Source organism: Siphonobacter sp. SORGH_AS_1065, from assembly GCF_030818595.1.
Classification (GTDB): domain Bacteria; phylum Bacteroidota; class Bacteroidia; order Cytophagales; family Spirosomataceae; genus Siphonobacter.
Genome location: NZ_JAUTAM010000004.1, coordinates 1,783,198 through 1,806,200 on the forward strand (window position 1 = coordinate 1,783,198; position 23,003 = coordinate 1,806,200).

The following is a 23,003-nucleotide window of genomic DNA, read 5'->3' on the forward strand; positions in this document are numbered from 1 at the left end:
AGGATTAACAGGATTCACAAGATTGATTCTGTAAAATCCTGTGAATCCGCCCGGCGACCCGGCTGTCAGAAAATAATCGAATACGTATGAGCACGACCAAACAGGTAAAAACCTGGTTTCAGATTCACAAGTGGACCAGTCTGATCTGCACGGCTTTTCTGCTGATGCTGTGCGTGACGGGCTTACCTCTGGTTTTTCATGAGGAAATTGAGGGATTGGAACCCAAGCTGGCTCCCACCTTGCCCGCCAATACCCCCAAAGTAAGCCTGAATAAACTCGTGGAAACCGGGCTGCAAGCCAATCCCAGCAAAGTAATCCGGTTTCTGTACTGGGATGATCACCAGCCTCATACCGTAACGCTGAGTTTATCCGATTCGCTAACGGCTCCTCCCACTAATTTCAAAACGGTCATTATGGATGAGCGAACGGGAAAAGTACTGGAAGAGCCCCATGATCAGGAGGGTTTTATGTACGTCATGCTTCAACTACATACCGACATGTTCATGGGAATGGGCGGTAAACTGTTTCTGGGGCTGATGGGAATGCTGTTCGTGCTGGCGATCATATCGGGGCTGATGCTGTATGGACCCATCATGAAACGATTTGATTTCGGGATGATTCGTACTGAGAAGTCTTCCCGGCTGAAATGGCTGGATTTACACAATCTGCTCGGCGTCGTAACGGTGGCTTGGGCCGTTGTGGTCGGTTTTACGGGCGTCATCAATACCCTCTCGGAAGTGGTGCTGGGTTTATGGCAAGTAGGTCAACTGGCGGAGATGACAGCTCCCTACAAAAACGCGGCTCCCCTGACGGGGAAACTCAGTTCGCTGGATCAGGCCTTCGAGGTTACCCGCCGGGCCGCCCCCGAGATGGAACCGTATCTGGTGGCTTATCCGGGAACGATGTTCTCCAGTAAGCACCACTACGCCGTATTTGCCAAGGGTAAAACACCCCTTACCGAACGATTGATCAAACCGGCACTGGTTGATGCCAAAACGGGAAAACTGACCGACATGCGGGACATGCCCTGGTTTGTCAATGCCTTATTTCTTTCGCAGCCGCTCCATTTTGGCGACTACGGGGGACTCCCGCTAAAAATAATCTGGGCACTTTTCGATCTAGTAACCATTGTGGTCTTAATCAGCGGTTTGTATTTGTGGTTTGCTCGCAACAAAGCAACCAAAGCTCAGATTGCCCGCATGGGACAGTCGAAGGCAAAACAGATCGAGAACGCTGAAATTTTAACCCTTAATTCGCCCGCAACTGATGACTAATCGATTCTGGCATATCTGGACAATCCCGTTGTTACTGGCTATCGTCAGCCTCAGCGGCCTTATTTCGGCCCTGGTCGGTAATGACCTCTGGGACGTGTTATCCTGGCTTACCCTAAGCATTTCCCTACTGGTTATCGGGCGGTTTTGGTTATGGCCGCAGGGAAATAAGAAAGCTGTAAAGTAGATTCATCTGCTCATTACCCTAAAAAACGACACGATTGTATTCAGCTCGTCCGCAATACAATCATGGACGAGCTGAATACAATCGTGTTCGGAATGTGGGTGTCATGCAGTCATGCAGCAAACGTTCAATATGCATCTGTTTGGCCTAAACGGACGATTGGCACTGAACCCGCGTTTGCATCTCATTGGCGTATACTAGAGTAACACCGCTTATATAACGTCCGACTAGCCAGAGAATATCGCCTGCTGTCGTATATGTATGTAGCCTTTAACGAGAGCCTGAACCCACCGATCACTTCAGGCAACAGCAGCCTCGTGGCAAGTTGACGTTCGTTCGGCAATTGTTAAGAATAATGGACGGGCCTTATTCTTGTTGTCACCTTTACCGTAGGTTGTACCCGAAACAAAAAGCTCAAAGCCGGAACATGCGATAAATGCACTAACTCACCAATTTCTGAGTGATCTCCAGCGATTGGTTCTGAATTACTAGCTCTTGATAAGTTAAAAGGAATCATGTAGTTTCACAACCGTTAATAAATCTAAAATAATGTGTACTCATGGCCCTTACGATAAATCCACGCTCGACGCCGTTGCCCGGGGATATGGCTACTCGTTGCATGAGTTTACCGATGAGGATGCAAACGATATCATTGCAGTAGATTTCCAGCGTAAAGCCAACGATTTTCTTTCCAAACATTGCTCGGGCTTCTTCAGCATATACAACGGCAGGATATACGTCGAAGTGGCTTTTGTTGAGCCTGGTCCCGAGAAAATATTGGGAATCGAGATTTTGGTGGTGCCTGTGGATAACTCAACGGTACATTGTTTCGCGATTTTTATATCGATCAAGGCACTCGTCGGTATTTCGAGTCTCTTTGCTTCGCTCAGTCTCGGCCCTGAACGTATCAACAGTGAGGAAAAAAGTCGGTTCATAAACGAGCGGTTTGCTTCGGAGCTGTTTCCCAAAATAATAGCTGCACTCACGTTCATCTTCTTCCACGAACTGGCTCATATCTTGCGTGGTCATCTGCCTTACTTTTTAAAGGATGAATATTGGACCAATGGAGGTGATAGGAAAGTTGCTTTCCACCTAATCAATGAAGATGTTGAACCGAATTGGACAAAACGAGCAACGATCCGGGCGTTGGAAATGGATGCTGATTTAGTGGCATTTGGTCTGTTTTTGGAACTGTTTAATCATCCCGAGCTGATCAACACGGAACTGGTTCCACCTGAACTTTTCCGGAACATATCCCTGGCTGGAGAAGCCGTCTATGTACTGATCCGGCTGCTGGAGGTTTGGAGAAGGGAAAGTAGTCAAGAGCCGTATGATCCGGACAACACGCCGCACCCCCATCCTGACATCCGGCAAATTTTCTACGAATCGTGGCTTAGAGCCAGGAAAAAAGACAAAAGCTTCAGCCCCGAACTGCTTCAGGCATTCATGGCGGGCAGCAACCGTGCTCAGCAGATTCTGGAAATGTTTGGGCATGACATTCTACCAAACATGGAGTATTTGATTGACGAAGGCACTGAAAACGTAATCAGTGAATATGACATCTTAGTGAGTTGTCTGGAAGGGAAAGTACGTCCGGAATTGAAACGCTTTTCCGTGCAAAAGCCGTAAGGAATCAAGTGATAGTCTGGCGAAACAGGACAACCCACTGCTTGCTCCTGAAATAGTGGGCGGTCAAATCCATAGCACGTTGCAGGTCGACGACTACTTGGGGTAAATCGTCAATTGTTTCGATATTTCTTCCGTTCGGAAAGCCGATACGTTCCCAAGCTCCCTCGGCCATGTCAGCGTATCGTTCGACTAAATCCCCGGCGACTTCAGGATCATATCCGTCACGATCCGCCATGATTGTTCCCAGAAATGCCATCAAAAAGGTAATTCGGGTGATGGGAGCCGGATGAGAACCCTTCACATCGATCATATACTGCTGCTGGCCGAGTAGTAGAAAAACCAGATATACGGCATACAGCATTCGACCATACAAACCGATTGGATCGTTCTGGCAACGCAGATAATGCATGAATTTGCCCCGGTGTTTGGCCGTACCGATCACGTAGCTATACAAAAATCCCATTGCCGTCTGGTCAGCCTGGATTTCGAAAGCATGACTGAGCCATCGGCCTATGGGGCGTGCCTCATCCATCTCCCCGTTGAATCTGACTTCCTGAATCGTATGCATTGAACGGAGTCCCATAATATCTGTATGGCCACAAACCAGATGCCCAATCTCGTGAGCGATACAAAAGCAAATGGCTAGTTCGGTAAATTTGCTGGACATCATTCGTTTCCATCGCTCGTCGGGAATTGTATCCTTGATAATCGATTCAATCTCAGACCGTAAGGCTTCGTTTTCAAAGAAGTTGGTCAGTAGTCGATCCGGAAAAATGTAGTCTTGCTCATCTTGAGAATCTGCTACAGAGTCATCTTCGTAAAAACTTGCCAGCGGATTGGTAAACGAGAAAAGATTATGAAATAGGGCCTGTAACAGGGCTGGCAGGGCCGCAGAGATACCGATGAAGTAGTAGTTCTGTTGTTTTGTCGCAAAAGCCCGAAAACGGCTATCATGCACGTAGTCAATGACACAGTTTAGGATCATATCTTCTTTGCCAATACGGACCAGAAAGCTTTTTAGCATTTCGTAGCCTACTTCCTGTGCAACCAGATAGATCCCTTGGAGATTTGATTCGATCAGTTCATAGTTAAAAACCGGTGTATTACATGCAGCAGTATAATCCTTGAAGGCGGTTAAAGCAGCCTGCCCGGCAAAGGAGTGCGAAATGGAGTTGGTGCTGAATGCCCCGGAAGTATCGTTGACTGTTTTCACGATGAGTTTTTCATTAGTTGACAATTCACAAGAAGTGGTCGGAAACAGATTGTCTACGGATAAGCCTAACTAATTCTTCGTGAACGCAAAAAAATCCTCTACGTTTTTTTCACCACGCCGAATGTGATCCAGCACTTGCTCATCGGTTGGACCGTCGGACTCGCTAAACCCAAAACTTGGCTTTCGAAACGGCCAGGCCCCTTTACGCTTAACAGATGACGTTTCCAACAGGCAAACATTTTCACTATTGTCCATGATATTCATCTCCAGTGTATCTTGTCGTTTAATACGTAGCTGTAACTGAACATCAGCCAAGTCAAGGCGGGGGACATCCGTTTCAGCCTCTAAAACAATGCTTGCCCCGCCTTTAGCTGAGCCGAAGATCAGGGTAGATTTGGCGATGTAGACAGCCGTTACCAATACCCACTGTCTCTGCCAGATCCCAGCTTTATAGAGTTCAAGAATCTTCTGTCCAAGTAAAATTTGGTTTTCTATTTCGTGAATTCGAATATCAGTGGCACTAAAAAAGATGGCGTTCTCTTTTTGCAGATTAATCTCCAGACCAGCGTGAGCCAGACCTGCATCTCCTTTTGCCAGGGAGCGGACTTCGGTTTTGCCTTCTGTGGCAAGGTAGAATCGATTGTCAGTTTGGGCGGAAAGCTTTGATAGCCTATGCTTAACGGTCAAGCCAGTGAGTGCACTTAGGTGATCCTGTCTCTTGAATAGTTTGTTTTCTAGGAGTCCAACATCGCCGATCGTGAGGTCCTTCATAGGTGGGTAATGAACCATCAGACCAAACTTCTTATGGAGCTGTTTGGCGTAATTCAAATGAAGTGCGGACGGCATACGTTGCGGGTCTAAGGTACAACCCGAATATAACGTATATTTACTGTAGCAAAGCTCTCCTTATGCCGTTTCGTATTGATTTTTTTCGGATGATACGGCAGTTTGAGCTCTTCGCGTGGCGTAGTAGATCAGGAGTGTAGCGATACCGATCAGGAGCCAGCTTACATCGGTTCCAAATACGTATGGCTTGCCTTCGTTCAGAGAACGCCAGAGCCAGTCGCCGGTTCGAAGGCCATTTGCCACAGGAACCAATACTGAAAAAACGCCACCCAGCAGCAGAAACAAGCGGGTTTGCCGGGCTTCTGTTTTCAGCCCTAGTCCGACCAGGGCCAGAGCCAGCCAGGACAAAAAGAACATGGCGTTTACCTGCATGGCATGGGATTCGGTTTGACCCGGCACGGCCAGTTCGGCGATGAATAGCAACGGAACGGCCGGAAACAGACTCAGGCAAATGGCAAGGTAAATCATCGTGACCCGATGGTGAAATCGCTTTTGCTGATCAGTGTAGTTTTTCTTGTTGCGGGCTTCTTTCCAGAGCAAAATGCCACTGATGATGACGAAACAGGTAAATAGGGCCAGCAGGAAATAGATTCCTTTGAGCAACAGGCCGCCAAAGCGGGCAAAATGGAGTCGGGCAATGCCATCGACCACGGATTGAACGTACGTCTTACGACCCGGAAGAACCTCAACCGCTTTCCGGCCGTCTTTCATGTAAACCGCAACCAGGCCATCGCCCGTAAACGACGTTTGATCCGCGAGTCGGGCAGAGGCCAGGGCGTCAGTCCGGTTCAGGTTCCTGATTTCCAGAACCGTGGCCGTGTAGCCTGGGTAGTCGGTCGCGAGCTTGTCTACAATCGTGGCGATGGAGGGATTCCCCTTCGTAACGGGAGCCTTCTCCGCTAGTTGAACGGTTTCATTGGGTCGAATGAGTCCATAGATTTTTTGTTGATCGCCCCCGTACAGGATCATTACCGCCGGTACAAGAATCAGGATCAGTAACAGATAAAACGCTCCGGTAATGGCGTACATGAGCTGGAAGGGAAGCCCGATCAGGCCGAAAACCGTGTGGGCATTCGTCCAGAGTTGCTTTGGGGAGCCTTTCAGTGAAAAACCGTAGAATTTAGTCAGGATGTTCCGCCAGTGAATAAGTACACCCGTTACGCTGGCAAATAGAAAAAACAGGGCAACCAGTCCCGCAATCCAGCGTCCGGCGTAGGGCACCTGATCCAGATAGTGCAGCCGAAATAAGGTTTCGCCCACCGTGGTCGGCGGAGAATCCGTCGATTGGAGTTGTCGGGTAACGGGATTGTACAGAAAACCCACGAATTCCGATTGGCCTTTGGGTTTCGCCAGCGTTCCAAGAATCGAAAGCAGGGGCTTTTCTTCAGTAGGAAGGATGATGCGTATTCGCTTGCTTTCTTCGAAGTTGGGATGAAGCTGTTTAATCTGGTGAATAACACCGTCGTAGTCCATGCTTTTGGCCATCGGAATACGGGCCGAAGGGTTCTCCCACTGATAGAATTCATCCCTGAAAAGCGTAAAAGCCCCGGCAAAAAAAATGATGTACAAAGCGACGCTAATTACGATTCCGGATACCGTATGGGTATGGAACACAATGTTATACGTCCGATTCCCTAATCCGTTCAGTTTCATCGTTGTTTATCGGGCGAAATAGATAATTCCAGAGAATACGACACTACTCATCAAGTAAATACCCCAGATTTTCCAGCCGTTTCGAGCCAGAAAAGCCAGGATCATCAGCCCTACCCAACTCGGAAAAAACGTGAAGGTAGATGATAACAGCACTTGTTCCCGGAAGGGGGTAACAACGGCTAGCAGGAGGTGAAAGGCCGTCGCCAGCAGGTACCCGCCAACGATACCTGCCGATAGTTTCAGGGCTCGCTGGCCTGGTGTGGAGAGGTATTCCTTTCGGGCTGGCATCAGAAAAATAAGTCAAGGAGTAGCAAACCATGCATCAGCCCAATCAGGCTGTAAAAATATGTCTTCCCTAAAACAGCCGTGAGCGGCACCAGCATCAACGCCAGACTGAGTGCACACAGGCCGATCAGGCACCCACTAACCCAACCTTCGGTCCTGATCAGTAAGCCCGTTGCCAGAGCAATTAGTAATGCTGCCAGCCACGACGACCAGGCGGCTGTAAACCGATACAGACTTGCTGGAAAGCACTTGGACTTAGAATAATACAAGTAGGTTCCAGACATAATTAAGTAGAGTGCCAGCATAAATTTTTTCACAAAATTATATTTAATTAGATTAATTACAAATAATTTTGCAGAGAAAATTCTACACTTATTCTGACAAAGTCGTGTCTATGAAACGATTGGTACTCCTGGCGTTTTTAGTCGTAATTGTAAACCCCTTGTTTGCCCAGCGTTTTTCCCTGAGAGGACGGGTGGACGATGAGCAGGGCAAGCCGTTATCGCTCGTAACGGTTTATTTGAAAAATACAAAACACATTACGCAGAGTGATAGCACCGGGCAGTTTCTGCTTCCCAACGTAGCGTCGGGAAACTATCGGCTGGTTATGAGCCACCTGGGGTTTAATTCGGTTGAGCAGGAGGTAGTAATCCGGCAGTCTACCACGCTTGATCCCATCGTGCTCACGAGTACGGCAAAAAACCTGGACGAAGTGGCCGTAAAGGCTGAAAAGCAGACCAAAATTCAGGAGACGAAGCCGATTACGATCAGTAGTGTCCAGATCAAGGAAGTGGCTGCCCAGAATGTGCTGCTCACCGATGTGGTAGACCGCTTATCGGGCGTTCGGATACGCCGGTCGAGTTCCTTGGGGGATGCCTCGGACATTTCAATCAATGGGATTCGAGGAACGGCTGTTCGGGTGTATATCAACGGATTACCGATGGAATTTATCTATCCACGCTTCGATATTTCGACCCTGCCCCTGGGCAATGTCAAGCGGATTGATGTCTACAAAGGGGTACTACCGGTGGAGGTAGGGACCGATGCCATGGGCGGAGGAATCAACCTGATTACGGAACAGAAAACCTACAATTCGCTGCGAGCCTCCTACAACGTGGGTTCCTTCAACACCCATCTGGCGGATTTTACGCTGGGGCTGGCAAATGCAAAAAACTACTTTATCACGGTATCGGGAGCTTACAATTATTCGGCGAATGATTACCGGATGAAGGCCCTGGTGTTCGAGAAAAATAAGACCGAGGAGGTCCGGCGTTTTCACGACAAATACCAGATGCTTTTTGGCAGCGTTACGGTGGGCGTTCATAGCAAGCCCTGGGCCGATGAAATTTCGTTAACGATCAACCAGTCAGGTGGTTACAAGGAACTCATGAATGGTGCCCGCGTGGCCAGTACCGCCATCGGTGAGGCGATCTACCATGCTAATAATCTTTCTTCGACGCTGAAATACGAGAAGGCCTTTCTGGGCGAAAAAGTCCGGTTCAGCACCGTAGGGAACTACAGCCGAGAACACATGAACTATGTCGATACGACCCGAAATGTGTATAGCTGGAGCGGAGCTATTGTGGGCCGGAGAAGCTATCCTGGCGAGTATAGTTATGGCTACTCGGACACCTATACTGACAGTTGGGTTAACCGAAGTACGGCCTCGGTGAGGCTAACCCCAAACCATACGCTGCTCGTTTCCAATCTGTACGCCAAGCAAAAAATAGCCGGCGAAAATCATCTTGAATCGCCCGAGGAGGATTACCTACGGATTCCCCAGCATTTGACTAAAAACATCGTGGGCCTACAGTATGAGGGTCAGTTTACGAAGCTCACGTTCACTACCGCCCTGAAACGGTTTGACTATACACTGGATGGAGCTGAAAACTACACGTTCCAGCTGATTCATAAAAAAGGGGGCTTCTGGGGATGGAATACGGGCCTGAAATACACGATCAGTCCCGCTCTCTTTCTGCGAGCCTCGTTCGAGAAAGGCTACCTGATTCCGCAGTTCAGTCAGTTTGTAGGCAACGGAGCCGACATCCTGCGAAATACCGATCTCATTCCCGAAAGCAGTGACAACCTGAATTTGGGCGTCACCGTAGACTGTCCGGTATCGCCTACGTTCCGAATCGCGAGTGCCCTCAACGGCTTTTATCGTAAACAACGCGATGTCATTTTTCTGGGAAATACGGTGTTCCGGCGGTACGAAAATGCGGATGAAGTACGAACAATCGGGGTGGAAGGCGACGTAGTGCTAACGCATCACAAAGGCTTTTCGCTCAAGACGAACGTGACGTTCATGCGGAAAAACTTCACCAAAGTGAAGGGGACCGAGAATCAGTTTCTGGTTGGAGCGGCCTTTCCAAACAATCCTAACTTCTTCGCTAATACGGAGTTGTCGTGGCAAAAAAAGGGCCTCTTCAACGCGAACGGTGAGTTCAGAGCATACCTGTTTTATAATTATATCGCTCCCTTCAATTACATCCAGGTGGGTAACGACAATAGCCCCCGCAAAACGCCGTCTGCTTACGTGCCAGTGCAGCACCGCACCGATGTCGGTGTTTCCTACAAGCTGCTCAAGTCCGGGCTGACTACCTCACTCAATGTGCTGAATATTTTCAACGCCGAATTGTTCGACAACTTCCTGGTACCCAGGGCTGGAACGAGCGTCAACGTCAAACTCATCTACGAAATCGCTAATTTTTAATTGAACCATGAAGAACCGTTTATCCATTGCCGTACTCGTTACGGGAGCCCTTTTGTCGTGCTCAAAACCGGCGGATCCTACCCCCGGCAATGATTCCAAATACCAGGAGGAAGGCTATGTAATGGCCTCTATTTCCCAGACATCGGCTGGTGAGACGTATTACGCTGGTTATTTTTCGACGCTGCCTTCGGGATCGGTTGACCTGACCGCCAAAGCCACCTATTCGAACTTTGTTCCGCGTACGGCCTGGAAAAATTATCTGTTTGGTCCTCCGCTGGTGAGCGACAAGAAGTTGGCTAAAATGGCCGTTGTGAAGGCCACTGGTGCTATCGAAGAGGTAGCCAGTATTCCGCTGGTCGATTATTTGCAGTCCGTCATTATTATCAACGATCAACTGGGGGTTTATTCAACGGGAGGTAACCGCACATTGTTCATGTTTAACCCGTCGACGATGGAATCGTTGGGGCAGATCGATATGTCATCGGCCCAGAATTTTCCGAATAATGAGATTAACAACTACGCTTATCTGACGTATCGGGCCAGTGATAACCGCCTGTTTGCGGCACTTTACACCAACAGCTACAAAACCGGCCAGTATTATGATGCCCAGAATGTGTACGTGGAGGTCATCAACCTGACGACCCGAAAATGGGAAAAAACGACCATCTACGAGCAGGCGACTTACCCATTCACCCGGGGGGCCAACAACGGCATTGTTGATGAAGCAGGCAATGTTTACATCATCACGCAGGGGCAATACGGGCTGGACGGGCAGCTCGGACCGAATGCGGCCAAACGGTCTAAACCTCAGATTTTAAAAATACCGGCGGGCAGCACGGATTTCGACAAGTCGTATAGCTTTACCCCTGTTACGGCAACGGGCTTGCCCAATCTGATGTTCCAACTGTTGCTCGGTGGGGTTTACGATGCTAATGGCATCATGTACGCCTGTCTGTCGGGTCAACCGGACTCGGCCCGTTTGTTGGAACTGATTGCCAAACTGGCGACCAATTCGATTACGTCGTCGGAATACCAGGAGCTTTCGAATCTGGCCTTTTACGACCCCAATCAGCGTTGGGCCAAACTAGATCTGAATGCCCAAACGGCAACGTTTATTTCGGATATGCCCCTGACGGCGGGCTATGCCTACCCGATTACGTATAAGTACGACGGCAAAATTTACATGCCGGTCTACAACACGTCGTTGAAGCAAAACGGCTTGTACAGCTACGACCCGGCCACGGGTAAGTCAACGTCCCTGAACACGCTAGCCGCCGGCGGTATGATCACCCATTTCTTCAAATTGACGAAGTAGAAGGGGGCATTTTTCCTGTCATTGTAGCCAGGTAGTGGCTTCGCCTAAAAAGTAAATCGGCACGGAAGCAATTCGGTGCCGATTTGCTTTTTGTATTGTCCCGTTTGTCCACGATTGTATCGCGGACGAGTGTGAGTCTCCACGTTAATAAGTTAGTTTTGTAGCACCCCATAAGCACAGGCAGATATGCTGAAAGCAATAAAAATACCACAAGACGGAGTGATTACGTAGCGGCCATGGTTATCAGGCTTAACGAACGATCAGGCAGAATGGAATACCTAAAAATTGAGCCGGCAGATCACTTGAAACCTTATGTTCAGTGGTTTGGGCTATTGCGAAACCAACGGAGTGAGGCACTGACGCATACCTTCAGGATCGTTTCGGATGGCTGCCCGGGGCTGGTCTTTCAGCAAACGGCGGATTCTTTTTACACTATTGACGGAAAACCTTTCCCGCATCTATACCTGCACGGTCCGGCAACGGCCCATTCGCAAAATACGGCCTTTGTAACGTACGATATGATCTTTGTGCATTTCCAGCCGCAGGCCTTAAAAGCTATTTGGGGGATGGACGCCCACGAGCTTACCGATGGCTATACCGCATTGGACAGCGTGCTGAAAAATGACCTGTGCGACAGACTTCTTAGCTCAGAAGATACCAACGAAAAAATAGCCCTGATTAGCGATTTTCTTACCCAGCAACTGATTCGCAACCATTATAAAGCCGACGGCAGAGTCGCTTCTTTTATCCGGCAGATGGCCAATAATCCATGTAGTTTGAAGGAAATACAGTCGCAACTAAACCTCTCCGAACGTTCGCTGGAACGGCTGATCAAAACGAATATCGGTCTTTCTCCCAAACGATTCATGCGAATCAACCGGTTTCAGTCGGCCCTTCGGTTACTGGATACGCAGCCTGCCCAATTGCTGACTTATATCGCTTACGAAAACGACTATTTTGACCAATCGCATTACATCCGTGACTTTCGGGAGTTTGCGGGTGCAACGCCCAAAGAGTTCTTGGCGAGAGCAAACGGTCCATTGGTTAACTTCCCCGAATGGACCTAATTACGGCTGTCGGGTTTGTACAATTTCTGGCTATTGGTCGCTCCTACATTTGACTGGTCAATTAAAAACAGTGAAATGGAACAAGCTAGAAAAATTACCGTATTTGGAGCCACTGGTAAAATAGGGTCTGATTTGATCCAATTGTTCTCGGATGCCAAAATACCCGTTACGGCGGTAACGCGTAACCTGAAACGAGCCATCCCGTTACCTTTTGTGCAATGGCATCAGGCCGACATGGCCCATGAGGAGCAACTGATTCCTGCCATAGCTGAAGGTGGTGGCGTTTTCCTGACCTCAGGCCCCAGTCCAGATTTTATACAGGAGCAAACGAATGTGATCCGGGCCGCCCAAAGAGCAGGGGCCGCCCATCTCGTTAAATTATCTTCCGGGGAGGCCGATGCCTCCTCTCCGCTCTTTATTCCCCGGATGCATGGTCTGGTCGAAACGACCTTAACCCAAGCGGACATTCCCTATACCATCCTAAGGTCTAACGGCATGATGCAGAACTGGCTGGGCGATCTGGCCGAAAGCGTGCGTAAGGAACGCAAATTCCACGAATCAACGGGCGATGGGAAAAGAGCCTACGTAGACAAAAGGGACGTTGCCGAAGTGGCTTTCAACTGCTTGACAAAGCCGAAAAATCACTACGCTAAAACCTATTTCCTGACGGGTGGCGAGGCTGTAAATTATAATGATGTTGCCGCAGCGATTTCCAGCGTGATTCAACAGCCAGTGGCGTATGTGCCTATTTCTTTGGAGGAAGCACGCCGGGAGATGGAGCAGCAAAATCTGCCTCCCGCTCTGATCGAAACCTTTATTGCGTATGACACCGCACAACGTAACGGCGAAAAAGCGTTGGTTACCGATTGGGTGAGCAAACTACTGGGTCGCCTACCGCGAACGATAGACCAGTTTTTTGCCGATCATGCCGATTGTTTTCGGTAGTCATTACTGGGTTTTATATACTTTAGGAAGCACTGACCATCAAGGAAATGACCGCATTTAGATTAGGCTGGTCGTTATGCTCTTCGAGCATTTCTTTTTTGCTGTCGTAACCTACGCTCGTACGGCTCCATCATTTTATCAAGTGAATTGAAATAAACATTTACGCCATTTCCCTTTCCCACTTTTCCTCAAATAGTTTTTTCAGTTTCTCTAACTCATTTTTATACATGGTATTCTTTCTTGTGCCGAAATAAAGGGTGTTTTCCCACGGTTGATTTCCCTGCCAAACCAATTTGATTTTTCCAGTATCCAGTGCTTCGTGGCAAAGAAAATCCGGCACAATAGAGAACCCCTCGTTATCACTAAGGCAACGAATAATAGAGCTGATATTGGGTACAATGTAGTTGGGGCTAAAATCGGGATGCTCATTAAAATTCTTCGACCAAAAGTTTTTCAGGTGTTCCATATCGCCTGCCGTACTGTACCAGAGTTGTTGTTTGAGGAAAGCCCTTGCCTTATCAATAGCTCCGCTCTTCAACAACGGTATCAGTTCGGAAATATCCGTGTTGCTTCCGGCAATTAATACAATCCTTTCTTTGGAAAAGGGTTCATAAACCAGATTTTGCTGATTACCCTTCTGCGGGGTGACAATCATATCCAGTAAACCGCTATCCAAATCTGCCTGCATCTGAGGGTAAAGACCAAACTTGATAATCAGGTTAAAAGGCAGGCTTGCTACGTGTTCTTCCAAGGTATATTGGAAGGTTTCAAAGCACATCCCTACACTGATGGTCGCCCGCTCTGGTTGCGAACGGCGATGAAAATGCTGTTCGGCACTCTCCAGCTTTTTGAGCGGTTCGAGGATAAAGTTGTAAAGGATTTTGCCCTTTTCGGTCGGGACTATTTTCCGTGGCGAACGGTCAAACAACTTATATCCCACATAGGCTTCCAATGAATTGAGGTGCAAGCTTACTCCCGGTTGTGAAATAAACAGTTCCTGTGCTGCGGCAGACAAGGTGCCTGTTTCATAAATGGCTTTGAAAGTTCTAAGCCATTCCAAGTTCCATTGCATATCTATCAGATTTATGATACAAAGGTATTATTTAAGTTATTTGTACAATATAAAAAGGTGATAGAAATTTGCAGTATCAATCATTAAAGTTATAAATATATGTTGTTTGAACCTTATTATTTAAAAGATATCCCTCTGAAAAACAGGGTTGTCATGCCGCCGATGACACGCTCACGGGCAGGTCAAGGAGAGGTACCAACAAAGCTGATGGCGGAATATTACGCTCAACGGGCATCTGCCGGATTGATTATCACAGAGGGCACGCCAATCAGTATACAAGCAAGAGGCTATGCCTGGACACCGGGCATTTATACGCAAGAACAAATCACCGGATGGAAAAAAGTAACCGATGCCGTTCACGCAAAGGGAGGTAAGATTGTTGTTCAGCTTTGGCATGTCGGCCGGGTTTCCCATACTTCGTTACAGGAAAAGAACCAAAGTCCCGTTGCTCCATCGGCTATTCTCGCCCAAGGGGTAAACGTATTTCTTGCCAAAGACGGTTCGGATGCCGCTACGGGGCAGGGGGAAATGGTCCAACATTCCATGCCAAGAGAATTGACCGGATCAGAAATCCGACAAATCATCAATGACTTTGTACAGGGGGCAAAAAATGCGATGATCGCAGGATTTGACGGTGTGGAATTGCATGGAGCCAATGGCTACCTGATTGAACAGTTTATAGACAGCCAAACGAACAAACGTACCGATGCATATGGGGGCTCGCTGGAAAACCGTTTACGATTCCTGAAAGAAGTAACAACTTCCGTAGCCAATGCCATAGGTGCAGAAAAAGTAGGCGTACGCCAGGCCCCTCTTACCACCTTGATGGGTGCGACGGACGACAACCCCGAGGAAACGTACATAGCTGCCGCAAAAACCCTGAATGAAATAGGTATCGCCTACATCCACATTGCCGAAGCTGATTGGGATGATGCTCCTGTCATGTCCATAGACTTTAAAGAGGCCTACCGAAAGGCCTATGAAGGCACCTTGATTTATTCGGGGAAATATACGGCTGAAAAGGCTGAAACAGCTTTACAGGAAGGTTGGGCCGATCTAATCGGCTTCGGTCGCCCGTTTATTGCCAATCCCGATTTACCCTACCGATTGCAAAATGGCTTACCCTTAAATGAACCCATCAGAGAAAAATTCTTTGGTGGAGGTGAAGCGGGTTATACCGATTACCCATTCATCGATCATTAAGAACGATCAATGAATGCATACCTGTCACCCCGAAGTATCGGGACATTTGGTTGGGGAGGTGCGTTCAGCACACATGGCTGGCTGACCCAAAAGAGGGAATCATAGCACTCCTGTTTACGCAGGAATAGGTATCTCCGTAGTCTTCCATCGGCGAAGCATTTCAGACATCAATCTTTCAGACTAGTGCCGATTAGCCCTTTTTGATGCACGGGAAAAAATCAAATAACATGAATTAATGCGATATAGATATGAACATTTTTCTAACAGGAGCAACTGGATATATAGGTAGCTCCGTTGCAACACAGGTAATAAGCAAGGGCCATCAGGTGTATGGTTTGCTAAGAGACAAGGGCAAAGCAGATGCGGTCAAAGCATTGGGCATCATTCCGGTTGTTAGGAACCTTGGATGATAAGGAATTACTTACCGAGTACGCACAAAAAACAGATGCGGTAATCCATACAGCCGATTCAGACCATCGTTTTGCAGTGGATACATTTATCGGTGCCTTAACCGGAACGGGAAAAACGTTTATACACACTTCGGGGTCAAGCGTGGTAGGCGATGATGTCATGGGTGAAACGGAAAACCCACAGGTGTTTGATGAGGAAACCCTGTTTACTCCCATTGAGGTAAGACAGGAAAGAGTAACTATTAACAACGACATACGCATTGCAGGTATTAGCAAAGGCATAAGAAGCATCGTTATCGTTCCCTCCATGATCTATGGTGATAGCTTGGGGCTGAATGTCGAAAGTGACCAGTTGCCAGTGGTTTTCAGAAAATCAAAAGAGATGAAGGCAGGTGTTTATCTGGGCAAAGGGCTGAACAGGTGGTCAAATGTGCATATAAAAGATCTGGTCGACCTCTATGCTTTGGCTTTGGAAAAAGCCCCGACCGCCTCTTACTTCTATGCTGAAAACGGAGAAGCATCTTACGGAGAAATTGCTGTTTATGTAAGTCAGGCGTTGGGATTTAACGGAAAGGTTATTTCCTGGGATGCCAATGAGGCACTGATGGAATTGGGCGATTGGGCAAAATATGCCTGGGGTTCAAATAGTCGTGTAAGAGCCGTTCATGCCCGGAATTTATTGGGATGGAAACCCAATGGCATTTCTTTGAACGAGTGGATAGGATCAAAAGCAAATCGCTAAAAACAGGAGGATATGAAAGCAGTACTATTGGAGTGCTTTGGAGCAGCTGACAAAGCATTCAGAACAATAGAATTCCCTACCCCTGAAATCAATGACGAGGAAATCCTGATAAAGGTAAAAGCAACATCCATAAATCCCATTGACTACAAAATAAGAAGCGGGTATTTGCCGCACTTGGTTCCAGCTTTTCCGGCTATTCTGCATGGAGATGTTTCAGGTATTGTAGCGTGCTTAGGAAAGAACGTAAAGGGATTTCAAATTGGTGACTATGTGTATGGGTGTATTGGTGGTGTAATGGGTATCGGCGGGGCTTCAGCGGAATATACAAAAGCTGATTATCGATTATTATCCAAAATTCCTGAAAATATAGATGTTTACGATGCTGCTACTATTCCGTTGGCGGGCATTACTGCTTATGAAGCCATTTTCCAAAGAGCCCCTATACAGCCTGGTCAGAAAGTACTGATTTATGGCGGTGTCGGCGGCGTCGGGCACTTTGCTGTACAGTTTGCCAAAGTGTTGGGAGCCGAAGTATATGCCACTGTTTCCAGCGAACAACAAGCGGTGATAGCCCAAAAATTAGGTGCAGACCATACGATCAACTACAAGAAAGAAACCGTAGCTGATTTCAAAGCACGGTATACCAACGGAAAAGGTTTTGACTTTGTATTTGATACGATTGGAAACCAAAACCTAAAAAACAGCTTTGAAGCTGTCCGTATCAAAGGAACGGTAGTAACCACCGTATCACTGGATACAATAGACCTATCACCCATACACGAAAAAGCATTGGCATTTCATACGGTGTATATGATTATCCCTATCCTTTACAATGATCAAACAGGAAAAACAGAACACGGTAGAATACTGCACCAGATAGGCGAGCTGATTACTCAAGGAAAAGTGAAACCGTTGATAGATGAAAAGAAATTTTCACTAAATGAAATAGCAAAAGCCCATGAATATGCAGAAAAGGCAAGGAATATGGGGAAAATAGTAGTAACGATAAATGGATAAAATATGAAAGTCAATTTAACGGTATTGATCAAAAGCAAAGCTGAATACACCGATGAAATCAGGGAAATGCTAAAAAAGATGGTGGTGCAGTCAAAACAAGAAACCGCCTGCCTGCAATACGATTTACATCAGAGTATAGATCAGCCGCACACATTCATCTTTCACGAAGTATGGCAGGATGAAAAAGGTCTTGCCTTGCACAATGAACAACCCTATATCAAGTCGTTTAGGGAAATCATAGAGGAGAAATTGCAGGAAGCACCTGTTATTTATAAAACGATCAACGTTTAAAAGTATTAAAATGGAATACAGAAAATTAGGTAATTCGGGATTAAAAGTACCCGTCCTAAGTTTAGGTACGGGTACGTTCGGAGGCACAAACGAATTCTTCGGGCGTTGGGGTCAAACGGATGTAAAAGAAGCTTCACGGCTGATTGATATTAGTTTGGAAAGGGGTGTAAATTTCTTTGACACCGCGAATGTGTATTCAAATGGAGCTTCGGAAGAAATCTTGGGAAAAGCGGTACAAGGAAAAAGACATCATACCATCATTGCAACGAAAGGCTCATTTACCATGAGTGAGGATGTGAACGATAGAGGCTCCTCTCGTTTTCACCTCACCAATGCCGTAAATGACAGTCTGAAACGCTTGGGTACAGACTACATTGATGTGTATTTCATGCACGGCTTTGACAGTCATACGCCCGTAGAAGAAACCTTGCGGACGTTGGATAACCTGGTATCAAGTGGAAAGGTCAGGTATATTGGCTGTTCCAACTTTGCGGCATGGCAACTGATGAAATCATTGTCCATTTCTGAAAAATATAACCTGGAAAAATATGTGATCTATCAGGGGTATTACTCACTGATTGGTCGGGATTATGAGCAGGAACTAAAACCATTGCTAAAAGACCAGGGATTAGGACTAATGGTATGGAGTCCGCTTGGTTGGGGCAGGCTTACGGGAAAGATAAAACGCAATCAACCCATTGCCAAAGGTCGGATACAGTCAGGCGGAGCGGTTGGCTCTCCACCCGTTGATGATGAATTTCTGTATACCGTAGTTGATACGTTGGAACGGATAGCCCATGAAACAGGCAAGACTATATCGCAGGTTGCTCTTAATTGGCTGCTGCAACAGGAAACCGTTTCAAACATTGTCGTAGGTGCAAGGAATGAACAGCAACTCATCGAAAATTTAGATACAGTAGGTTGGTCTTTATCAGCAGAACATAGTACCGAACTAAATACGGTTACTACCCAAACGCTTATGTATCCGCATTGGGTTGGAGAACGTTGAGGTTTACTAATGACAAAGCCTAAACAGTTAAGTTTAGGCTTTCTCTGTATAATCTCGGTAAACCGTGCCTTATGGCGAAACTTTGTCAGGTTGAAGCAATTCCCTTCTTTCCAGGTATTGGCGTAAAACGATCATTGTAAAAGCAAGCATACCAAATACAACGGTGATCCAAGGCGTGAACTGCACCCCTTTAGAAACAATGATCCAACCTCCCACGGTCGTTCCCACGGTTACACCCAAGTTGCCAAATGACGTAGCCAGGCTGTTGGCAAATGCCATGGCTTCCGGTGCGGAGGAAATCATGTAGGTAGAAGCATTCAGAAAACTGGGCGAATACAGAAACCCCCACAAGGCGATTACCAGGATGGTAGCCATCGTGTTGCCTCCTGAAACATGCAACAGTATAGGCACGATGATGGTCCCTGAAAGAAAAAAAGCGACGGTATAGGGGATGTTTTTATTCAGCATTTTACCGGCCGTCCAGTTGGCAAGCACACCGATAATGCCAAATACAAACAACATATAACTAATCATTGTGCTATCCATATCTTTGGCTTTATTCAGGTAATCGGCAAAGTAACTATAGGTGGAAAACCACGCCGAAATCATAAAGAAATTCATCGCAGTGCTGACCATGAACGTTGGTTTGGTCAGTATTTGCAACTGGCTTCCGTAGGACTTTTTTTGGTTTACGGGCATAGGTGGCAATACGAAATAGATAGCCAGCAAAGCCACCACGCTGATCATGGCCTGCACCATGAACGAATATTCCCAGGAAAAACGGCTAGTTATATACGTAGCGAATGGAACGGTGGTTACCATGGCAATGGCGACACCACTGAATACGATACTCATCAGTTCGTTCTCGTTCTGTTTATTGCCTTGCGAAACCGCTACGGATAAAGCCGTTGCAATATAAACCGGCTGTAAAAAGGCTGGCAGTATTCTGACGAACATCAACAACCAAAAGGGCGGTGAAAAAGAAGAGACAACGCCCGTAACGAGAAAAATAAAAATAGCCGTCAGCATCACTTTCCTGCGGTCAAAGCCTGAGGCCAGCAAGGTCATAAAAGGTCCCGTAAGGGCGATGACCAATGCAAAAGCACCCAATAAATACCCTGCTGTATCGATGCTGATCTGGTAATGTGCTGCCACTTGCGGCAAAATACCGATGATGCCAAATTCGGTAGTAATGACCGCTAAAAACCCCAATGCTCCTATGTATGCGTATTTTTTCATTGCTTATTGAGTACGGGCTCAAGTTCAATACGTTGAGCTGCATGTATCTAATTGATGTTGCATCAGTCGTCTAGTGAAGCATAGATGACATTCTTGAACAAGTGGCCTATGTCTTCAGAATAGGCATCGTACTGCTGGGTATAAACCAAGCCGATCAGGTGCTGCTGCTGATCAACCCAATAATGGGTATTGAAAATACCTCCCCAATAGAATGACCCTACAGAAGGCGATTGCAGGTACTTGTTGTGGTCGGTAACCAGGGCAACCCCAAGGCCGAATTGTAACCCGGCAGGTCTTTTGATCTCATCCGGGAGTTGGTTGGTCAATAGAAGTGCCAACGTTTTTGAACCAATCACTCGCTTGTTGCGTGCGTATCCTTTGTTGAGGAAGAGGCTCAAAAATTTGGCATAATCAGCCGTGGTAGAAACTAAGCCAGCTCCCCCGGAGCGGTAAATACCGTCAGCTAATGGATAAGCCGGATCATTGCCCTCATAGATGGGGGCACTTACCTCGCTAAATTTTCCATCTTTATCTTTTACCGACAGTCCAACCAATCGCTTGGCTTTTGATTGGGGGAGGTGGAAATACGTGTCCCTCATTCCCAGCGGCTCAAAAATTCGTGATTGAAGAAATGTATCCAGTGACATACCGCTCCAGACCTCTATCAGGTAACCCAGCACATCATCATTCAAACCGTAGGTAAATGATACGCCCGGTTGATGAAATAGGGGTTGTTTAGCGAGCAACAACATTTGATCTTTTAAAATACCCTTGCTGCCGATGCCAGTCCCAATGCCTGCTTTGGCATACACGGCATTAATGATGCGATTGCCCGAAAATACAGGGTAGGCTATACCTGAAGTGTGGCGGAACAAATCCCGAATGGTGATTTCCCTTTGTGCCGGAACGGTCGTGTAACTACTGTCGGCGGGATTGAATTGGCCCAGTACTTTGGGATTTTTGAACGCCGGGATGTATTTGGATAAGGGGTCGTCCAACAGGAATTTTCCCTCTTCCCAAAGCATCAGTGCGGCAAGGCTGGTGATGGCTTTGGTTTGCGATGCAATGCGAAAAATATGGTCGGTCTGTAAGGGCTGTTTGGTTGATACATTGGCATAACCAAAGGCTTTATTGTATAAAACGTTGCCGTCCTGCATCAGCAACACATTCATTCCCACGACTTCTTTGTTTGCTATAAGTCGATTGGACAAGTCGTCTAGTTTCTTTTCTAACAAAGTCGTTTGAGCCGAACTGCTTAGGATTACTAGACTGGCGATGAAAGTAAGAACCTGTTTGTGCATCATTAACTTATTTGAATTGACCCCACAAACCTATCGAGCAACCACTATTTTTGCATAGTATACAGCTATTTGTATGGTACAGACAAATTTGTAAGTAATGGGTAAAAGAAAAGAAACGTCAACCAATTTGTTAAATGAAAACTACATCGTTGAAAGCTGTGATTTGACCTACGCCGTTTGTATGATTGGCGGGCGATGGAAATTGCTGATTCTTTGCAAGCTTGAAAATGGGAAATTGCGTTTCAGTGAGCTCCGGGACAGGATTAACGGGATTACAGAACGAATGCTTACGCTACAGTTGAGAGAGCTTGAAAAGGAAGGTTTGGTAAAGCGTACCGTACATGCGGAAGTGCCTCCCAGAGTAGATTATGAACTAACAAGTATTGCTAAAGAGTTAGTGCCTATTTGGTCACAATTGAGTAATTGGGGAGGGAAGCATAGAAAATTGATGAACAAACCAAGGTAATACCTAGACTGCTCTTGCTTATTGAACTACTGTAAATCAGGGTTATTCTTGAAGCGTTCCAGTTCATTTTTTATAATCCGAAGAACGTATGCCTTAGTCTGATTATGAATGAGTGTGAAGAAAAAATTAGCAGTGATTTTAAGGACTGGAAAATTTGATAGTTGTCTGTGATGAAAAAAGTGGTTACAGATATTCCAAAATACGACCTGAAAAAGTTTAAATCCGTTCATCGGGAAGATGATGGAATGGCATCATTCGGGTACAATCATATTGAAAAAACTAAAACGATTGAGGGCTTTGAAATCTATTCCAGCGAAGGTCTGATTCGGTCTATCGGTCCTTTAAAATCTGATTTTTACAGGGTGAGTATTACCGTGCAAGGCTCACTGGATATGCAAATTGGGTTGGACCGTTTTCCTAACAAGTCCCGGACGCTGGCGTTCACATTTCCTAACCAGATTTTTTCGAAAAGCAATTTTTCTGCCGATACGTTCGGTTACTATATCCTATTCAATGCTGATTTTCTGAACGATCTGATTCCATCCATAAAAATAACAGATGAATTCCCGTTCTACAGTCTTTCGGGAACACCTGTTTTTCAGGTTTCAGCCGATGAGTTGGAGGTAATGATTGAGCTGTTGATGAAAATGAATGCCGAACTACAAAGCAAAAAAACAGGTCGGGAGAAGGCCATCCGAATGTATCTGTATCTCTTGCTTTTAGAGGCAAAAAGAAGCTACGAAAAGCAAACTATTAGTGATGAAAGTGAAGATAAACCGGAAAGTTACCGGTTGGTCAGCCGTTTTAGAAAATTGGTATCCATACATTATTTAACCAAAAGACAAGTGTCGGATTATGCGGAAATGTTGGGTGTAAGTGCCAATCATCTCAATAAAACCGTAAAGGAACATTCCGGCCATACCGCTTCCGAAGCCATCAGGGAAATGCTTTTGCAGGAAGCGAAATCACTGTTACGGTACACCGATCATTCAGTGGCGGAGATTGCCTATAAACTTGATTTTTCAGAACCGGCTTCGTTCAACCGTTTCTTCAAAAGCTATACAGGAGAAACACCGCTCACGTTCCGGAAGATGAATAATTGAGTATATAAAAGGCCGTATCAGGTCAATGT

Annotated in this window: 23 protein-coding genes; 15 read left to right on the top strand and 8 right to left on the bottom strand. The window is 46.6% G+C overall.

The genetic code is table 11. The annotated features are described in order from the left end of the window. The first annotated feature begins 86 nt into the window (after positions 1-86). The 3 genes from QE390_RS08070 to QE390_RS08080 all read left to right on the top strand — a co-directional run bounded on the left by QE390_RS08070 (position 87) and on the right by QE390_RS08080 (position 3,084). Positions 87-1,274 (top strand): PepSY domain-containing protein, encoded by a 1,188-nt coding sequence (locus QE390_RS08070; protein WP_307141747.1) that lies wholly within the window; start codon positions 87-89, stop codon positions 1,272-1,274. Next, positions 1,267-1,458 (top strand): hypothetical protein, encoded by a 192-nt coding sequence (locus QE390_RS08075; protein ID WP_307141748.1) that lies wholly within the window; start codon positions 1,267-1,269, stop codon positions 1,456-1,458. The genes QE390_RS08070 and QE390_RS08075 overlap by 8 nt, the downstream gene beginning before the upstream one ends. A 546-nt stretch (positions 1,459-2,004) precedes the next feature. Then, the gene (locus tag QE390_RS08080) at positions 2,005-3,084 is read left to right on the top strand and encodes a hypothetical protein (RefSeq protein ID WP_307141749.1); all 1,080 of its coding nucleotides are present in this window, start codon (positions 2,005-2,007) and stop codon (positions 3,082-3,084) included. 4 nt (positions 3,085-3,088) lie between these two features. On the opposite strand, the gene QE390_RS08085 is transcribed toward QE390_RS08080, so the two are convergent. The 5 genes from QE390_RS08085 to QE390_RS08105 all read right to left on the bottom strand — a co-directional run bounded on the left by QE390_RS08085 (position 3,089) and on the right by QE390_RS08105 (position 7,365). Next, positions 3,089-4,297: a hypothetical protein gene (locus QE390_RS08085; protein WP_307141750.1), complete on the bottom strand. Its 1,209-nt coding sequence runs from the start codon at positions 4,295-4,297 to the stop codon at positions 3,089-3,091. A 69-nt stretch (positions 4,298-4,366) separates the two neighbouring features. Beyond that, a complete protein-coding gene (locus tag QE390_RS08090; protein WP_307141751.1) occupies positions 4,367-5,143 on the bottom strand; it encodes a hypothetical protein in 777 nt (258 codons plus the stop codon). A gap of 60 nt (positions 5,144-5,203) precedes the next feature. Next, positions 5,204-6,796, bottom strand: coding sequence for a PepSY domain-containing protein (locus tag QE390_RS08095; RefSeq protein ID WP_307141752.1), 1,593 nt, complete (start codon positions 6,794-6,796; stop codon positions 5,204-5,206). A gap of 6 nt (positions 6,797-6,802) precedes the next feature. Next, positions 6,803-7,084, bottom strand: a complete 282-nt coding sequence (locus QE390_RS08100) for a hypothetical protein (protein WP_106636502.1) — start codon at positions 7,082-7,084, stop codon at positions 6,803-6,805. Next, on the bottom strand, positions 7,084-7,365 hold the full coding sequence (locus tag QE390_RS08105; protein WP_307141753.1) for a hypothetical protein: 282 nt from the start codon (positions 7,363-7,365) through the stop codon (positions 7,084-7,086). Before QE390_RS08105 ends, QE390_RS08100 begins: the two co-directional genes overlap by 1 nt. A gap of 110 nt (positions 7,366-7,475) precedes the next feature. Between QE390_RS08105 and QE390_RS08110 the strand changes: the two genes are divergently transcribed. From QE390_RS08110 to QE390_RS08125, 4 genes are all read left to right on the top strand, one after another. Then, positions 7,476-9,794 (top strand): TonB-dependent receptor, encoded by a 2,319-nt coding sequence (locus QE390_RS08110; protein ID WP_307141754.1) that lies wholly within the window; start codon positions 7,476-7,478, stop codon positions 9,792-9,794. A gap of 7 nt (positions 9,795-9,801) precedes the next feature. Continuing rightward, a complete protein-coding gene (locus QE390_RS08115) occupies positions 9,802-11,109 on the top strand; it encodes a hypothetical protein (RefSeq protein ID WP_307141755.1) in 1,308 nt (435 codons plus the stop codon). Positions 11,110-11,378: 269 nt separating this feature from the next. Continuing rightward, the gene (locus QE390_RS08120) at positions 11,379-12,176 is read left to right on the top strand and encodes a helix-turn-helix domain-containing protein (protein WP_307141756.1); all 798 of its coding nucleotides are present in this window, start codon (positions 11,379-11,381) and stop codon (positions 12,174-12,176) included. A 75-nt stretch (positions 12,177-12,251) separates the two neighbouring features. Continuing rightward, on the top strand, positions 12,252-13,121 hold the full coding sequence (locus QE390_RS08125) for an NmrA family NAD(P)-binding protein (RefSeq protein ID WP_307141757.1): 870 nt from the start codon (positions 12,252-12,254) through the stop codon (positions 13,119-13,121). A gap of 160 nt (positions 13,122-13,281) precedes the next feature. Here the strand turns inward: QE390_RS08125 and QE390_RS08130 are convergent, their stop codons facing one another. Next, on the bottom strand, positions 13,282-14,193 hold the full coding sequence (locus tag QE390_RS08130; RefSeq protein WP_307141758.1) for a LysR family transcriptional regulator: 912 nt from the start codon (positions 14,191-14,193) through the stop codon (positions 13,282-13,284). Positions 14,194-14,292: 99 nt separating this feature from the next. On the opposite strand from QE390_RS08130, the gene QE390_RS08135 reads away from it, so the two are divergent. The 6 genes from QE390_RS08135 to QE390_RS08155 all read left to right on the top strand — a co-directional run bounded on the left by QE390_RS08135 (position 14,293) and on the right by QE390_RS08155 (position 18,865). Next, complete coding sequence (locus tag QE390_RS08135; RefSeq protein ID WP_307141759.1) at positions 14,293-15,396, top strand: alkene reductase; 1,104 nt, start codon at positions 14,293-14,295, stop codon at positions 15,394-15,396. A 248-nt stretch (positions 15,397-15,644) separates the two neighbouring features. After that, positions 15,645-15,806 (top strand): NmrA family NAD(P)-binding protein, encoded by a 162-nt coding sequence (locus QE390_RS24755; protein ID WP_373424538.1) that lies wholly within the window; start codon positions 15,645-15,647, stop codon positions 15,804-15,806. Next, positions 15,757-16,548, top strand: coding sequence for an NAD-dependent epimerase/dehydratase family protein (locus tag QE390_RS08140; protein ID WP_307141760.1), 792 nt, complete (start codon positions 15,757-15,759; stop codon positions 16,546-16,548). The genes QE390_RS24755 and QE390_RS08140 overlap by 50 nt, the downstream gene beginning before the upstream one ends. A gap of 12 nt (positions 16,549-16,560) precedes the next feature. Continuing rightward, positions 16,561-17,565, top strand: a complete 1,005-nt coding sequence (locus QE390_RS08145) for a zinc-dependent alcohol dehydrogenase family protein (RefSeq protein ID WP_307141761.1) — start codon at positions 16,561-16,563, stop codon at positions 17,563-17,565. 3 nt (positions 17,566-17,568) lie between these two features. Then, a complete protein-coding gene (locus QE390_RS08150; protein ID WP_307141762.1) occupies positions 17,569-17,856 on the top strand; it encodes a putative quinol monooxygenase in 288 nt (95 codons plus the stop codon). A gap of 10 nt (positions 17,857-17,866) precedes the next feature. Beyond that, complete coding sequence (locus QE390_RS08155) at positions 17,867-18,865, top strand: aldo/keto reductase (protein ID WP_307141763.1); 999 nt, start codon at positions 17,867-17,869, stop codon at positions 18,863-18,865. 69 nt (positions 18,866-18,934) lie between these two features. Here QE390_RS08155 and QE390_RS08160 read toward each other — a convergent pair whose 3' ends face one another. Both QE390_RS08160 and QE390_RS08165 read right to left on the bottom strand, forming a co-directional pair. Then, positions 18,935-20,104 carry an MFS transporter gene (locus QE390_RS08160; protein ID WP_307141764.1) on the bottom strand — a complete coding sequence of 390 codons (1,170 nt, stop codon included), beginning with the start codon at positions 20,102-20,104 and terminating at the stop codon, positions 18,935-18,937. 62 nt (positions 20,105-20,166) lie between these two features. Continuing rightward, on the bottom strand, positions 20,167-21,408 hold the full coding sequence (locus tag QE390_RS08165; protein ID WP_307141765.1) for a serine hydrolase: 1,242 nt from the start codon (positions 21,406-21,408) through the stop codon (positions 20,167-20,169). 94 nt (positions 21,409-21,502) lie between these two features. Here QE390_RS08165 and QE390_RS08170 point away from each other — a divergent pair, with 94 nt between their 5' ends. Next, on the top strand, positions 21,503-21,871 hold the full coding sequence (locus QE390_RS08170; RefSeq protein ID WP_307141766.1) for a helix-turn-helix domain-containing protein: 369 nt from the start codon (positions 21,503-21,505) through the stop codon (positions 21,869-21,871). Positions 21,872-22,041: 170 nt separating this feature from the next. Beyond that, positions 22,042-22,974 carry an AraC family transcriptional regulator gene (locus QE390_RS08175; protein ID WP_307141767.1) on the top strand — a complete coding sequence of 311 codons (933 nt, stop codon included), beginning with the start codon at positions 22,042-22,044 and terminating at the stop codon, positions 22,972-22,974. Positions 22,975-23,003: the final 29 nt, after the last annotated feature.